The sequence below is a fragment of the Variovorax paradoxus NBRC 15149 genome, assembly GCF_001591365.1.
Lineage (GTDB): Bacteria > Pseudomonadota > Gammaproteobacteria > Burkholderiales > Burkholderiaceae_C > Variovorax > Variovorax paradoxus.
The window spans coordinates 920,889-935,077 of sequence record NZ_BCUT01000002.1; the positions used below are offsets into that span (position 1 = coordinate 920,889).

The 14,189-nt window shown below is 69.2% G+C and carries 12 protein-coding genes; 6 read left to right on the forward strand and 6 right to left on the reverse strand.

The window, feature by feature from the left end:
• Positions 1 to 103: 103 nt before the first annotated feature.
• Positions 104 to 784, reverse strand: coding sequence for a Crp/Fnr family transcriptional regulator (locus VPA02S_RS19190; protein WP_015866173.1), 681 nt, complete (start codon positions 782 to 784; stop codon positions 104 to 106).
• Positions 785 to 979: 195 nt separating this feature from the next.
• On the opposite strand from VPA02S_RS19190, the gene VPA02S_RS19195 reads away from it, so the two are divergent.
• From VPA02S_RS19195 to VPA02S_RS19210, 4 genes are all read left to right on the forward strand, one after another.
• On the forward strand, positions 980 to 1,951 hold the full coding sequence (locus VPA02S_RS19195; protein WP_015866174.1) for a LysR family transcriptional regulator: 972 nt from the start codon (positions 980 to 982) through the stop codon (positions 1,949 to 1,951).
• Positions 1,952 to 2,099: 148 nt separating this feature from the next.
• Positions 2,100 to 2,981, forward strand: coding sequence for an alpha/beta fold hydrolase (locus VPA02S_RS19200; RefSeq protein ID WP_081247595.1), 882 nt, complete (start codon positions 2,100 to 2,102; stop codon positions 2,979 to 2,981).
• 26 nt (positions 2,982 to 3,007) lie between these two features.
• The gene (locus tag VPA02S_RS19205) at positions 3,008 to 3,583 is read left to right on the forward strand and encodes a carboxymuconolactone decarboxylase family protein (RefSeq protein ID WP_015866176.1); all 576 of its coding nucleotides are present in this window, start codon (positions 3,008 to 3,010) and stop codon (positions 3,581 to 3,583) included.
• The gene (locus VPA02S_RS19210) at positions 3,580 to 4,404 is read left to right on the forward strand and encodes an amidohydrolase family protein (protein WP_015866177.1); all 825 of its coding nucleotides are present in this window, start codon (positions 3,580 to 3,582) and stop codon (positions 4,402 to 4,404) included. The genes VPA02S_RS19205 and VPA02S_RS19210 overlap by 4 nt, the downstream gene beginning before the upstream one ends.
• A 10-nt stretch (positions 4,405 to 4,414) precedes the next feature.
• On the opposite strand, the gene VPA02S_RS19215 is transcribed toward VPA02S_RS19210, so the two are convergent.
• Both VPA02S_RS19215 and VPA02S_RS19220 read right to left on the reverse strand, forming a co-directional pair.
• Positions 4,415 to 5,032: a glutathione S-transferase family protein gene (locus VPA02S_RS19215; protein WP_081247605.1), complete on the reverse strand. Its 618-nt coding sequence runs from the start codon at positions 5,030 to 5,032 to the stop codon at positions 4,415 to 4,417.
• 3 nt (positions 5,033 to 5,035) lie between these two features.
• Positions 5,036 to 6,265, reverse strand: coding sequence for a CaiB/BaiF CoA transferase family protein (locus VPA02S_RS19220; RefSeq protein ID WP_015866179.1), 1,230 nt, complete (start codon positions 6,263 to 6,265; stop codon positions 5,036 to 5,038).
• A gap of 195 nt (positions 6,266 to 6,460) precedes the next feature.
• On the opposite strand from VPA02S_RS19220, the gene VPA02S_RS19225 reads away from it, so the two are divergent.
• A complete protein-coding gene (locus VPA02S_RS19225; RefSeq protein ID WP_015866180.1) occupies positions 6,461 to 7,429 on the forward strand; it encodes a Bug family tripartite tricarboxylate transporter substrate binding protein in 969 nt (322 codons plus the stop codon).
• Positions 7,430 to 7,454: 25 nt separating this feature from the next.
• Here VPA02S_RS19225 and VPA02S_RS19230 read toward each other — a convergent pair whose 3' ends face one another.
• Entirely contained in the window at positions 7,455 to 8,687 is a 1,233-nt protein-coding gene (locus VPA02S_RS19230; protein WP_015866181.1) for an acyl-CoA dehydrogenase family protein, read from the reverse strand.
• Between the two features lie 134 nt (positions 8,688 to 8,821).
• On the reverse strand, positions 8,822 to 9,598 hold the full coding sequence (locus VPA02S_RS19235; RefSeq protein ID WP_015866182.1) for an enoyl-CoA hydratase/isomerase family protein: 777 nt from the start codon (positions 9,596 to 9,598) through the stop codon (positions 8,822 to 8,824).
• Between the two features lie 209 nt (positions 9,599 to 9,807).
• Between VPA02S_RS19235 and VPA02S_RS19240 the strand changes: the two genes are divergently transcribed.
• A complete protein-coding gene (locus tag VPA02S_RS19240; RefSeq protein ID WP_244883636.1) occupies positions 9,808 to 12,801 on the forward strand; it encodes a PAS domain S-box protein in 2,994 nt (997 codons plus the stop codon).
• A gap of 35 nt (positions 12,802 to 12,836) precedes the next feature.
• Here VPA02S_RS19240 and VPA02S_RS19245 read toward each other — a convergent pair whose 3' ends face one another.
• A complete protein-coding gene (locus VPA02S_RS19245; RefSeq protein ID WP_015866184.1) occupies positions 12,837 to 14,177 on the reverse strand; it encodes an epoxide hydrolase family protein in 1,341 nt (446 codons plus the stop codon).
• Between the last annotated feature and the right edge of the window lie 12 nt (positions 14,178 to 14,189).

Genomic DNA, 14,189 nt, shown 5'->3' on the forward strand with positions numbered 1-14,189 from the left:
GATTCTGAAAGGCGAGACCCCGGGCAACTGTTCCGGGACGGACATTCGGGCCACTGATTTCTAAGGAGAAACCCTTCGGCTTCCACGCTGCACCGCCGGCGGCTCAGGGATACCTGGCAAGCGCCTGCCGGTCCATCACCGTGATGTAGCCGTAGCCCCGCCGGATGAGGCCGGCGCTTTCCAGTTCGGTCAGCGCGGCGTTGACGCGCTGGCGCGAGATGCCGACGAGCGAACCGATCTCCTCCTGGTTGATCCGCAGCGTGGAGTCGGTGTTCGGATAGAGCACCGGATGGAAGAGGCTGGAGATTCCCCGCGCCACGCGCGACGTCGGCTCGAGCAGCCGGTCGAACTTGACCATGGCGATGAACTGCCCGAGCCGCTCGTTCAGATGGGAGAGCATGAAGTGGTTGAACGGAATGCTTCGATCGAGCAGCCAGGAGAACGTGGCCCTCGGCAGATGCACGGTGACGGTCGGCCGCGTCGCCATGACCTCGTACTTGCGCTGCTCGGGCTTCAGCAGCGAGCCCTCGCCGATCCACCCGCTCGACGCAACCCCGGTGAACATGATCAGGCGGCCGTCCACCGTGGTGTCCTGCACGCGCAAGAAACCTTCGAGCACGCCGATCCAGCTGTCGGCGGTCTCGTCGCGCCGGCACACATAGGAGTGCGCTTCATGGTGGCGGATGTACAAGGCCTCGAAGGCCTTGGTTCGCTCGGCCTGCGTCAATGCGCGCGGCCAGATGCAGCGCTCGAAGAAGGCGTGGAGATCCTTGAGGGGCAGCATGCGTCACCACCGGGTGGAGCGGGAGGCCTCGGCACGGGCGAAGAACAAACCGGATCGAGCGCGCATAGCGAATTTCCTTGGGCTGGCGAATCCTATGGCACACCAGCGCGTGGAGTTTGTAGCTCGGACGACATTTGCGTTCCCGCATCGTCGGGACAAACCCGGGGGGCGGGCAGGCAAAGGCAGAATGCCGAGATGCAGCCCAGCAAAGCCACGATCATCCAGCTCGACATTGCCTCGGACCTGCAGAAGTGGCGCGCCTTCCTCGCCATTGCCGAACTGGGAAGCCTGACGCGCGCCGCGCTGTTCCTGGACAGCAGCCAGTCGCTGCTGAGCCGCCACCTCAACGCCCTGGAGCGTGAATGCAACGCGCGCCTGTTCAATCGCACGGGCCGCGGCGTGCAGCTGTCGGAGGTGGGCCAGCGGCTCTTTCCGCATGTGAAGGCGCTGCTCTCGGATGCCGAGCAGCTCCAGCTGGAGATTCGCGGCGAGGCGCGCGAGCCGGCCGGCCGCGTCACCATCGGCTCGCTGCCCTCGGTCACCAATCCGATCGTCGGCAAGCTGTTCAATCGGCTGCAGGCGCGCCATCCCGGCATCCAGCTCAAGATCCTCGAGGGATCGAGCGGACAGGTGGAAGAGTGGCTGGCGGACGCGCGCGTGGACATCGCGATCCTCTATCGCTACGGCGCCGCGCTGCCGGAGCAGGAGCAGGCGCTTGCCACGGTGGACAGCTACCTGGTCGGCGCCGCGGGCGACCGCCTGACCGCGAAGCCGGAGCTGCCGTTCAGCGCACTCGACGGGCTCCCGTTCATCCTTCCGAGCGCACCCAACGGACTGCGCAGCGCGCTCGATGCGCTCGCCCGCCAGCAGCACATTGCCCTGTCGCCCGTGCTCGAAGCCGACTCGCTGCCGCTGATGCGTTCGGTCGTGGCGCAGGAGCGGCTCTACACGGTGCTGCCGCTGCACGCGGTCTGGTCGGAGGTGGAGGAAGGCCGGCTGCAGGCTTCGAAGATCGTCTCGCCGGGCCTGCAGCGCATCGTCTCGATGATCCTGGCGCGCAGCAAGGGGCCGGGCAAGGCGGTCCAGGCCGTGGCTGCGCAGATCGTGCAGGCGGTGGAAGAAAGCACGCGGCAGGGGCTCTGGCGCGCGGGCGCGCAGAGCGGCTGAAGAACCGCGGGCCGTGCGCCGGCGTGCATAGCAGTCTTCCTCGCCGGGGCATAGGTCGCGCACGCATCCTGGCCTACCCTCCATGCACAGGCCGCGCCGCAGCCCCGCCCGGAGGGCTGGAGGCGAGCGGCCGAGGAGATCACAGGCCATGCCCATCGATTTGCCCGCCTCACGCCGGCGCCGTGCCGCACTCGGCGCGCTGGCCGGTGCCTTCGCGGCGGGCGCCTGCGCGCCTTTCGCGCCGGCGCGGACCGCCCGCCAGCGCGTGCTGCTGAGCGAAGGCGCCGTCCGCATCGACGTCATCGTCGAGGGCCAGGGGCCTGCCGTGGTGCTGCTGCCGTCCTCGCAGCGCGACTCGGAAGATTTCGACGGCCTTGCCGAACGCCTGGCGGCCTTCGGCTTCAAGGTGCTGCGCCCGCAGCCGCGCGGCATGGGCGCATCGGCCGGGCCGATGGACGATCTCACCTTGCACGTGCTCGCCGGCGATGTCGCGGCAACCGTGCGACAGCTTGGCGGCGGCCGTGCCGCGCTGGTCGGCCATGCCTACGGCCACTTCGTGGCGCGGGTCGCGGACCTCGACCATCCGGGCCTCGTGCGCGGCGTGGTCATTGCGGCCGGCGCGGCGCGCACCTTCCCGCCCGGCGTGGCCCGGTCGCTCGCGGTCGCCAGCGATCCGGCCCAGTCGCGCGACGCGCGGCTGCGCGGCCTGCGCGAGGCCTTCTTCGCGCCCGGCAACGACCCCACGCCCTGGCTCGAGGGCTGGCATCCGGCCTTGCGCGAGGCCTACAGCCGCGCCGGCCGCACGCCGGCCAAGGAGGTATGGTGGCCGGTGAGCAACGCGCCCATCCTCGACCTGCAAGGCGCCGAAGATCCCTGGCGTCCGCCGGCCACGCGCAACGAACTCAAGGACGTGCTGGGCGGCAAGGTGCAGGTGAAGACCGTGCCGCGCGCCAGCCATGCACTGATCCCCGAACAGCCGCAAGCCGTGGCCCGGGCCATTGCCGATTGGATCGGCACGCTGCCGCCCTGAACCGGACACTTTGAAGAAAGCACCTCATGCCACGCATACCTCTTTTCCCGAGCGACACCATGAGCCCCGAGCAGCGCGCGGTCCACGACAGGATCGTCGCCGGCCCGCGCGGCAGGATCCAGGGCCCGCTGCGGGCCGCGCTGCACAACCCGGAGCTGGCCGACAAGTGGCAGGCGCTCGGCGCGCTGCTGCGCTACGGCACGGGCTTGCCGCCGCGGCTGTCGGAGCTCGCGATCCTGGTCACCGGCCATGCCTGCCACTCGCCCTTCGAGTGGTACGCGCACCGCGCGGAGGCCGAGAAGGCGGGCATCGAGGCGCCCGTCATCGAAGCCATCCTGGCCGGCACCGAGCCCCCCGGCCTGTCGGCGGACGATGCCGCCGTCTACCGGTACGCCGTCGAGCTCAACCGCCACAACTCGGTCTCGGATGCCACGTACAACATCGCGCTGGCGCGCTTTGGGGCACGCACCGTGGTGGAGCTCACGGCGCTGGTCGGCTACTACACCATGGTCGCGATGACGCTCAACTGCCACGAGATTCCGCTGCCCGAAGGCGTGGTGCCGGCCTTTGCCCTGCCGCAGCACGCGGCGCTCGCCGAATGAACGCCGCGCCGCACGCGCCGGCCGGATGGGACTGCCACGCCCACCTGTTCGGCCCCTACGACCGCTTTCCACTGGCGCCCGAACGCAGCTACACACCGCCCGAGGCCGTGGCGCCGCAGTACCTGGCGCTGCTGGCGCACCTTGGGCTGGGCCATGGTGTGCTGGTGCACCCGAGCGCCTATGGCGAAGACCACGCGCTGCTGCTGCATGCGCTGGCGGCCCATGACAACCTGCGCGGCGTGGTCGTCGTGCAGCCCGGCAGCCGATTGGCGCTGAGCGGCCTGCACGGCAAGGGCGTACGCGGCGCGCGCTTCAGCCACCGCAGCGGCGCCGGCGCCAACTTCGCGGGCAGCGCCTCCTTCGACGACCTGCGTGCACTGGCCCCGGCACTGGCCGATGCCGGCCTGCACGCCGAGCTGTGGACCGACATCCAAGCTCTGCCCGGCATCGCCGCCGAACTGAAGGCGCTGCCGGTGCCCGTCGTGATCGACCACATGGGCGGCTTCGATGTGGAGGCGGGCATCGACGCGCTCGGCTTTCGCGTGCTGCTCGAACTGCTGGCCTCGGGCCGCACATGGGTCAAGCTGTGTGCCTACCGCAATCTGCTGAACGCGCCTGACTGGCAGGCCGGCCGTGCGTTCCAGCAGAAGATGGTCGAGACGAACCCCGAGCGCCTCGTGTGGGGCAGCGACTGGCCGCACCTGCGCGTGGCGCCGGCCCCGGACACGGCCGCGCTGCTCGCGATGTTCAAGGACTGGGCCGGCGACGATGAAGTCGTCCGGCAGGTGCTGGAGGCCAACCCGGCGGTGCTCTACCACTGAGCCGAGGTGCTCAGCCTTCCGCCGGCTCGGTCGCGGCGAACGAAGGCCGCGCCAGCAGCGTCTCGAACCAGCCCGCGAGCGCCGGCGCCGCGCCGCGCCATCCGAGCGCGTCGAAACGGTAGTCGAGATAACCGAGCGCGCAGCCGAGCGTCAGCTGGCCGATCGAGAAGGGCGCCTCGCGCAGGGCCGCCGCTTCGCGCTCGAGCATCTGCAGCGAGGCACGCGTCTTGAGCTCGAACGCGTCGAGCAGCGCCTGCAGCGGCACCTCGCGTTCGCGTTCGTTGCGCCACAGGATCAGCGCATCGAGCAGCCCGTCGCCCAACGCATGCCAGCGCAGCGCCTGCCAGCGCGCCTCGCCCTGCGGCGGAAACAACGATCCGCCGGCCAGCGCGTTCAGGTATTCGCAAATCACGGCCGAATCGAACAGCGCCGAGCCATCCTCGCGCACCAGGGTCGGGATCTTCGACAGCGGGTTGTCCATCATGAGGGCCGGATTGGGCGTGCGCATCGCAGCGACCGAGCGCACCAGCTCAAGCCTGGGCAGCAAGCCGAGCTCGTGGGCGCAGACCATCACCTTGCGCACATAGGGCGACTTGGGCGACCAGTGCAGCTTCATCGCGGTGGCCATCAATCAGATCGCTCCGCCTTCGCGCAGCGCGTGGATGCCGGCCGCGCTGTAGCCCAGCTCGGACAGGATGTCCTCGCTGTGCTGGCCCAGCAGCGGCGGCGCGGCCTGCGTTTGCAGCGCCGCCTGTGCAAAACGCATCGGGCTCGCCACCTGCGGTGTGTCGACGCCGCTCGGATGCGGCACATGGCGCAGCATCCCGCGCGCCTTGACCTGCGGCTCCTCGAACACTTCGGCAACCGTGTTGATCGGACCGCAGGGCACGCCGGCCTTGTCGAGCGCGGCAATCAGTGGCCCGCGCTCCCACGTCGCGAAAACCTCGCGCAGCATCGCGGACAGCGCGCCGATGTTGCGGACCCGCTGCGCGTTGGTCGCAAAGCGCTCGTCCGCGGCCCAGCCGCTTCGCCCGAACACTTCGCAGAGCCTGGCGAACTGCGCGTCGTTGCCCACCACGAGGATCACGTCGCCGTCGGCGCAGCCGTACACGTCCTGCGGCTGGATGTTCGGATGCGCGTTGCCGTTGCGCTGCGGCACCTGGCCCGACACCAGGTAGTTCATCGCCTGGTTCGAAAGCGCCGCCACCTGCACGTCGAGCATCGCGATGTCGACGGCGTCGCCCACGCCAGTTTCGTTGCGGCGCGCGAGGGCGGCCAGCACGGCGACGGCGGTGTACATGCCGGTCATCAGGTCGACGATCGGGATGCCGACCTTCTGCGGGCCGCCGCCGGGGCGGCCGTCCTTCTCGCCGGTGACGCTCATCAGGCCGCCCATCGCCTGGATCAGGAAGTCGTAGGCCGGCTGGTCGCGCCGCGGGCCCGTCTGGCCGAAGCCCGTGACCGAGCAGTAGATGAGGCGCGGGTTGATCCTGCGCAGCGAGGCCTCGTCCAGGCCATGGCGGGCCAGCGTGCCGGCCTTGTAGTTCTCGAGCACGATGTCGGCCCGCATGGCGAGTTCCTTGATGATCTTCTGGCCTTCCGGCTTGTCGAGGCTCACGGTGATCGAGCGCTTGCCGCGGTTGACGGCCAGATAGTAGCCCGCCTCCTTCGTATCCTGGCCTGCGGCATCCTTCAGGAACGGAGGGCCCCAGCTGCGCGTGTCGTCGCCCGCGCCGGGCCGCTCGACCTTGATCACTTCTGCGCCCAGGTCGGCGAGGATCTGGCTGGCCCAGGGTGCGGCGAGGATGCGGCTGAGGTCCAGCACCTTGACGTGCGACAGCGGCCCCTTGGTCGTGCTCATTCGGATTCTCCTTGTGTTGGATGAATTCTGGAATCCGGTCCGGCCGCGGGCTACAGGCGGGGCCGCAAGGCTGTGATGCGCGGCGGCGCATAACGGCCGGCATCGCATAGCAGCTATGCGCCCGGGCGCGGTGGCACGGCCTGACGCCATGCCTAAAGTCCGGGCAAGACATTCGAAGACATCGGAGACATCGACATGAACGGACTTTTCAAAACCGCAGCCGCGCTCGCCCTGGCGCTGGCCGCCGCCTCGGGGTGGGCCCAGGCCTATCCCGCCAAGCCGATCCGCGTGGTCGTGCCCTTCCCGGCCGGCGGGCCGGTGGACCAGACGGCCCGCGCACTGGGCGCCAGGATGAGCGCGTCCCTGGGCCAATCCATCATCATCGACAACAAGGGCGGCGCGGGCGGCCTGCTCGGCGCCGACGCGGTCGCCAAATCGGCGGCCGACGGCTACACGCTGCTGTTCTCCTCGGCCGGTGCGCTGGCCATCGTGCCGCACATCGCGCCATCGATGCCCTACGACCCGCAGAAGGACCTGGTTGCGGTGACCCAGGCGCTGAAGGTGCCGGCGGTGCTGGTGGTGGCCGCGGATTCACGATTCAAGACCTTCGCGGACCTGAAGGCCGCCGCCACCGGCAGTGCCAGCAAGGTCAACTACGCCTCCGCCGGCAGCGGCACCACGCCGCACCTGCAGGCGGAGCTGCTCAAGCGCGAGGCCCGGCTGAACATCACCCACATTCCCTATCGCGGCGCGGCGCCGGCGCTGACCGACCTGATGGGCGGGCAGGTCGACATGATGATGGTCGACACTCCCGTGGCCTTGCCGTTCATCCAATCGGGCAAGCTTCGCGCACTGGCGGTGACCAGCGCCGTGCGCATCCCGGTCCTCGAGGAAGTGCCGACGGTCGGCGAACTCGGCATGCCGAAGGTGGAGGCCTACAACTGGTACGGCATGCTCGCCCCGGCACGCACGCCGGCCGAAGTCATCGACAAGATGTACGGTGCCGTGGGTGCCGCACTGCGCTCGCCCGACCTGAAGCAGCAGTTCGAGCAGCAGGGCGTGCAGGTCGTCGGCAGCAAGCCCGCGGAGTTCGGCGCGTTCATCTCCGCGGAGTCGGAACGCTGGGGCTCGCTGGCCAAGGCGGTGGGCGCCAAGCTCGATTGAACCTGGGCGCCGCGCCCCGGCGGGATCAGGCGCGCGCCGGCGTGGCGCGTTTGGCCAGTTCGAGCTTGGCAATCGCGTTGCGGTGCACTTCGTCGGGCCCGTCGACAATGCGCACCGTGCGCTGGTGCGCGTAGGCCTCGGCCAGCCAGAAGTCCTGGCTCACGCCGGCGGCGCCGTGGGCCTGGATCGCCCAGTCGACCACCTTGCACGACATGTTGGGCGCCACCACCTTGATCATCGCGATCTCGGCGCGTGCTTCCTTGTTGCCCACGGTGTCCATCTTGTGGGCCGCATTGAGCGTGAGCAGCCGGGCCTGGTCGATCAGGCAGCGCGACTCGGCAATGCGCTCGTGCCAGATCGACTGCTCCGCGAGCGGACGACCAAAGGCCACGCGGCTGCGGAGGCGGTCGCACATCAGTTCGAGCGCACGCTCGGCGGCGCCGATGGAGCGCATGCAGTGGTGGATGCGCCCCGGGCCGAGCCGCCCCTGCGCAATCTCGAAGCCGCGCCCTTCGCCCAGCAGGATGTACGATGCGGGAACGCGCACGTCCTCCAGCAGCACTTCCATGTGGCCGTGCGGCGCATCGTCGTAGCCGAACACCGAAAGATGGCGCAGCACCGTGATGCCCTGGGTGTCGCGCGGCACCAGCACCATCGACTGCTGCGCGTGGCGCGGCGCATCGGGGTCGGTCTTGCCCATCACGATGAAGATCTTGCAGCGCGGGCTGCCTGCGCCCGAAGAGAACCACTTGCGGCCGTTGATCACGTACTCGTCGCCTTCGCGGCGGATGGTGCACTGGATGTTGGTGGCGTCCGACGAGGCAACGGCCGGCTCGGTCATCAGGAAGCCCGAGCGGATCTCGCCCGCAAGCAGCGGCGCCAGCCATTCGTCTTTCTGCGCCTCGGTGCCGTAGCGCTCGATGGTCTCCATGTTGCCGGTGTCGGGCGCCGAACAGTTGAACACCTCGCCCGACCAAGACACGCGGCCCATCACTTCGCACAGCGGCGCGTAGTCGAGATTGGAGATGGCCGGCACATCGCGGTGCGGATGCGGCAGGAACATGTTCCAAAGGCCTGCCGCACGCGCCACGGGCTTCAGCTCTTCGATCAGCGGCGACACCTGCCAGGCGTTGCCCTGGCGGCGGAAGGCGTCCATCTCGTGGTGGTAGCGTGCTTCGTTCGGATAGATGTGCTGGTCGAAGAACTTGTTGAGGCGTTCGAGCAGCTCGCGGGTTTTCGCGGAGGGTTCGGCAAACATGGGGAGCGTCCTTTCTTGGGAGGCGAGCAACCCGGCCAGACCGCTCGCATGCCGAAGATTTGAACATCGCAGGCAGCCGGAGACCGTCCCGCAAGCGACGCGTCAGCCGCGCGCAATCTTCCGCTCTTTGCGGCTCAGCGACCCGTGAAAACGGGCGTGCGCTTCTCGGCAAAGGCGCGCTGGGCTTCCTTCGCATCGTCGGTCTTCGCGATCTGCGCCGTCATGTCCTGCTCGTAGCGATAGCCGTCGCGCAGGCTCATGTCCTCGATCACGTTCAGCGTGTGCTTGCCCATGCGTGTGGACACGGGGCTCTTGGATGCGATGGCGGCGGCGATCTCGCGGGCCGCGGGCATCAGGTCCTCGGGTGCGGTGCAGGCCTCGACGATGCCGAGCCGGTACAGCTCGGCGCCCGGCACGCGCATGCCCGTGAGCATCATGCGGCGCAGGCGCGAATGGCCGAACAGCCGCATCGCATGGCGGCAGCCGCCGAGCAGGCCGACATCGACCTCGGGCAGCCCGAGCGAGGCCTTTTCCGAGGCAATGAGGATGTCGCTCGAAGCCGCCATGGCAAGGCCGGAACCGAGCGCCGCACCGTTGATGGCGCAGACCACGGGCTTGGCGCATTCGCGGATCGCGTGGAAGCATTCGCGCGTGCGGCGCGAATGGGCCATCAGGTCACCCGGCCCCTTGATGACTTCGGCGCGTCCCTTCAGATCGGCGCCGGCGCAGAACACCTTGCCTTCGCCGGTCAGAATCACCGCGCGCACGTCGTCCATCTCCGAGATCTGGTCGAAGGCCCGGGTCAGCTCGTCGTTGAGCACGCGCGTCAGCGCATTGACCGGTGGCGCATTCAGCGTCAGCGTTGCGACGTGAGCGGCGATCGCCACCTCGAGCTGCAAGAAGTTGTCCACGATGTCTCCTGATGCCATGGTTTGAAATGCCGCGGTTCAGTCTACGAGCCGCATGCCATGGCGGCGACCGCCCCCGGCGTACATCAGCTATTCCGCGCGAGACATAGCGCAGCCCGTTGCTATCATCGGAAAACGCAGTCCCGAACGACCGGGACGTCGTGCCCAGCGAAGGAAACCCAGTGCGGCTCAAGCTGAGAACGAAGACAGCCTTGCTCATCACCTTGCTCGTGCTCGCCCTGGTGGGTGCAACGGGCTGGTGGCAGTACCGAAGCCTCTCCAGCGAATACGTCGGCCTGATGCGCGAGCAGCAACAGGCGCTCACCGACAGCGCCGCGGCGGACCTCGACTACAAGCTGGGCGTTCACCTGGCCGCGCTGTCGCGTGCGGCGCGCGAACTCGGCGCGGAAGGCTTTGCGGACCCGGCGGCGCAGCAGCGCTTTCTTGCGGACAAGGACCTGCGCGCGATGTTCGACAACGCCGCGCTGGCCACGCCGGACGGCGCCATCGTCGCGATCCATCCCGCCGCGGCCCAGCCGCCGAACGTGGCCGACCGCGACTACTTCAAGCAGGTGCGCGACCGGCGCGAGCCCGCCATCTCGGCGCCGCTGCTCACCAAGGGCGGGCGGCAGCCCGCGGTGGTCATGGCCGTGCCCGTCGAGGCACCGGATGGGCGCCTGGCCGGCGTGCTGGGCGCGGCGCTGGACCTGCAGCGCGCCAACGTGCTCGGCGACCTGAGCCGCGCCACCGTCGGCCGCGGTGGCCACTACGAGATCGTGACGCGCGGCGAGTCGCCGCGGATCGTCATGCATCCCGATGCGAAGCGGCTGCTCGAGCCTGCCGCGGCCAGCACGGCGGCCCTTGCCGGCGGTCCCGAGAACGACCTCGCCACGCACGCCACCGTGCGCAGCGCCAACTGGGATCTTCGCCTCGTGGTGCCGGCCCGCGCCGCCTACGCGCCGCTGGAGCAGGCACGGCGCAACCTGCTGCTGCAGCTGCTGTGGCTCGGCCTGGGCTGCGCGCTGCTGGTGTGGCTGGGCACGGCCTGGGTCATGCGTCCGCTGGAGGCACTGAGCAACGCGATCCGCACGCTGCGCCAATCACCGGACAGCCAGGTCAGGCTCGACGTCGTCGCCAACGACGAGCGCGGCGACCTGGCGCGCGAGTTCGACGCATTGATGGGCGAGCTGCGCGAGCAGCGGCTCGAGGTGGCCGCGGTGACCGATGCATCGCCCGTGGGACTGTTCCGCTGCGACAGCGAAGGACGCATGACCTACGTGAACGACGAATACCTGGCGATCCACGGACTGGCGCGCGAAGAGGCGCAGGAGGGCTGGCTCACGCTGGTGCGCGAGGAGATCCGCGATAAGGTCCGCCAGGACTGGGTCCGCATCGTGAGCGCCGCCGAGCCGCTGAACGCCACGCGCCGGCTGCACCGCAGGGACGGCACGCAGGTGCTGGTGGCCTTGCGGAGCCGGCCCGTGCTGGCTGCGTGCCGCGTCATGGGCCATGTCGGAACGGTGACCGACATCACCGAGCGCACGCGCGCCGAGCGGGCCCTTCGCACGCTCACGGCCATCTTCGACATGACGACCGACTTCATCATCCAGAACGATGCGAAGGGGCGGCTCATCTACATGAACCCCGCCGCGCGCCGCCGCACCGGCGTGGACCTCGATGCGCCGATCGAGACGCTGAAGGTGTCCGACTTCAATCCGCCGCAGACGCTGGAGCGGTTCAGGTCGGAGGTGGTGCCCACCGCGGTCGCCACCGGCGTCTGGGTCGGCGAGTCGGTGGTGTGGGATGCGCAGAAGCAGCCGTTCCCGGTCAGCCACATGGTGATCGCGCATCGCGACAAGCACGGCAAGCTCGAATATTTCTCGGGGCTGATGCGCGACATCTCTGCGGCCAAGGCCGCGGAGCAGGCGCTGCGCGAGAGCGAGCAGCGCCTGCGCATGGTGACGGACCACCTGCCGGCGCTGATCTCCTACCTGGACCGCGAGCTGCGCTTCCGTTTCGTCAACAAGGCCTACCAGGACTGGTTCGGTATCGAGCCGCAGCAGCTGCTCGGCCGCAGCCTGCGCGAGTTCTACGGCGAGGAGGCATGGGCGCAGATGGAGCCGTACATCCGCGCGGCCCTGGGCGGACGCCAGGTCACCTACGAGCGGCGCGTGACGGGGGCCGGCGGGCGCCGCGACATCCAGGCCACGCTGGTGCCGGAGCGCAACGAAGCGGGCGAGGTGGTGGGCCTCTACACGCTGGACAGCGACATCACCGCGCATCACGAGGCCGAGGAAGCGCTGCAGGAAAGCGAAGCCCGCCTGCGCACCGTGGCCGACGCGCTGCCGATGCGGGTGGCCTACATCGATGCCGACGAGCGCTATCGCTTCAACAACCTGGCCTACGAACGCGAGTTCGGCCTCTCGCGCGACCAGATCCAGGGCCATACCGTGCAGGAGCTGCTGGGCGAGCCGGCCTACGAATCCGTGAAGCCGCACATCCGCGCCGCGCTGGCCGGCGAGGTCGTCACCTTCCAGAGCGAAGTCAGCCAGAGCGACAGCTACAACTGCTACGAGGCCCAGTACATCCCGCAGCCCGCGGCCAATGCCGACACCATCGTCGGCTTCCATGCGGTGATCACCGACATCACGCGGCAGAAGCTCGAGGAGAAGCGCCTGGTGGGCCTGGCGCAGATCGACCCGCTCACCGGCCTGGCCAACCGCGCCGGCTTCGAGGCGCGGCTGGGCGAAGCCATGGACCGCAGCCGCAGCGCAGGAGCCCTGATGGCGCTGATGTACCTGGACATCGACGGCTTCAAGCAGATCAACGACCAGTTCGGGCACCAGACGGGCGACGAGCTGCTGAAGGCCTTCTCGGGCCGGCTGTCGCAGGGGCTGCGTTCCAGCGACGTGCGCGCGCGCCTGGGCGGCGACGAGTTCACGGTGATCATGGAGGGGCTGCCCCATGCCGACATTGCGGTCGCCGCCGCCACGAAGCTCGTGCTGGCCATGCAGACGCCGTTCACCGTCGAGCCGCAGCGCACGATCAACGTGACCGCGAGCATCGGCCTGGCGTTCTACCAGGGCGGCGCCGCAACCTCGGCCGCACTGGTGAAGCAGGCGGACGAGATGCTCTACCGCGCCAAGCGGGCCGGCCGCAACAACGTGCAGACGGCGCCGCTGCCGGTCGAGGGCGGCCAGACCTAGCAGCGGGGTTCGGTGCCGTCGCGCAACGAGCGCGCTCAGGCGGGCTGGCGCAGCGGCCGGAACGCCGCGCGCAGTTCCTCGCTGAACAGCTGCGGCTGTTCCCAGGCGGCAAAGTGCCCGCCCTTGGCGGCTTCGTTGAAGTAGTAGAGCGTTCGATAGGCGCGCTCGGCCCAGCTCCTGGGCGCGCGGTAGATCTCGCCCGGGAACACGGTGATGGCCACCGGAATCGAGATGTCCTGCGTCTTCTGCGCCGCCGCGCTGAAATTGTTGTTGTTGTTCTCCCAATAGAACCTCGAGGAGGAAGCGGCCGTGTCGGTGAGCCAGTAGAGGGTGATGTCGTCGAGCATCTCGTCCCGGCCGAGCACGCGCTCGGGTTCGCCCCCGCTGTCGGTCCATTGCGCGAACTTCTCGTAGATCCACCCGGCCAGGCCCGCCGGCGAGTCGGCCAGCGGATAGCCGATCGTCTGCGGGCGCGTCACCATCATGGCACCGTAGGCGGCGCCGGTCTTGAAGAAGGCGCTGAGCGTGTTGAACGCGGCGCGCTCGGACGCCGACAGCCCGGCCGGCGCGGGATCTCCATTGTTGATGGGCTTGACCAGTTCCGCGGGCACGGTGGCGGGCATGTTCAGGTGGATGCCCCGCAGGCCTCGCGGTGCCTGGCGGGCCATTGCATCCGAGATCACCGAACCGTGGTCTCCACCCTGGGACACGTAGTGCGTGTAGCCCAGCCGCTTCATCAGCGTGTCCCACGCGCGGCCCACGCGCTCGGGGCCCCAGCCTGTCTCCCTGGGCTTGCCGGAAAAGCCATGGCCGGGGATGGACGGGATCACGACGTGGAAGGCGTCGGCGGCACTGCCTGCGAAGGCGGTCGGGTCGGTCAGGGGGCCGATTGTTTTCAGGAACTCCAGCATCGAGCCCGGCCAGCCATGCGTCAGCACCAGCGGCAACGCGTCCGGATGGCGGGAGCGCACGTGGATGAACTGGACGTCGACGCCGTCGATCGTGGTGATGAACTGCGGCAGCGCATTGAGCCTGGCCTCGACCTTGCGCCAGTCATAGCCCGTTTCCCAGTAGCGGACCAGCGCCTGCAGCCTGGCCAACTGAACGCCTTGCGAGGTGTCGCCGACCGTCTCGCGGTCGGGCCAGCGCGTGGCCCTGAGGCGCCGCCGCAGATCGGCGATCGCATTCTCGGGAACATCGATGCGGAAGGGCCGTATCGCGTCGCCTTGCGCTGCGGCGCTCTTGTCCGCAGGGGTCGCCGCAAAGGTCGCGGCCGCCGAACCTGCAAGAAGGCCCGCCGTTGCCACCAGCGCACCGCGGCGCGTGAGGGTGAGGTGGAACGCCGCGCGGCGGCTGGATGCGTCGGAATCTGTCATGGTCGTTTGCCT

What these genes read in the sequence shown, in the direction of transcription:
- VPA02S_RS19190 (WP_015866173.1), bottom strand. Translation starts at nt 784, where the DNA reads ATGCTGCCCCTCAAGGATCTCCACGCCTTCTTCGAGCGCTGCATCTGG.
- VPA02S_RS19195 (WP_015866174.1), top strand. Translation starts at nt 980, where the DNA reads ATGCAGCCCAGCAAAGCCACGATCATCCAGCTCGACATTGCCTCGGAC.
- VPA02S_RS19200 (WP_081247595.1), top strand. Translation starts at nt 2,100, where the DNA reads ATGCCCATCGATTTGCCCGCCTCACGCCGGCGCCGTGCCGCACTCGGC.
- VPA02S_RS19205 (WP_015866176.1), top strand. Translation starts at nt 3,008, where the DNA reads ATGCCACGCATACCTCTTTTCCCGAGCGACACCATGAGCCCCGAGCAG.
- VPA02S_RS19210 (WP_015866177.1), top strand. Translation starts at nt 3,580, where the DNA reads ATGAACGCCGCGCCGCACGCGCCGGCCGGATGGGACTGCCACGCCCAC.
- VPA02S_RS19215 (WP_081247605.1), bottom strand. Translation starts at nt 5,032, where the DNA reads ATGGCCACCGCGATGAAGCTGCACTGGTCGCCCAAGTCGCCCTATGTG.
- VPA02S_RS19220 (WP_015866179.1), bottom strand. Translation starts at nt 6,265, where the DNA reads ATGAGCACGACCAAGGGGCCGCTGTCGCACGTCAAGGTGCTGGACCTC.
- VPA02S_RS19225 (WP_015866180.1), top strand. Translation starts at nt 6,461, where the DNA reads ATGAACGGACTTTTCAAAACCGCAGCCGCGCTCGCCCTGGCGCTGGCC.
- VPA02S_RS19230 (WP_015866181.1), bottom strand. Translation starts at nt 8,687, where the DNA reads ATGTTTGCCGAACCCTCCGCGAAAACCCGCGAGCTGCTCGAACGCCTC.
- VPA02S_RS19245 (WP_015866184.1), bottom strand. Translation starts at nt 14,177, where the DNA reads ATGACAGATTCCGACGCATCCAGCCGCCGCGCGGCGTTCCACCTCACC.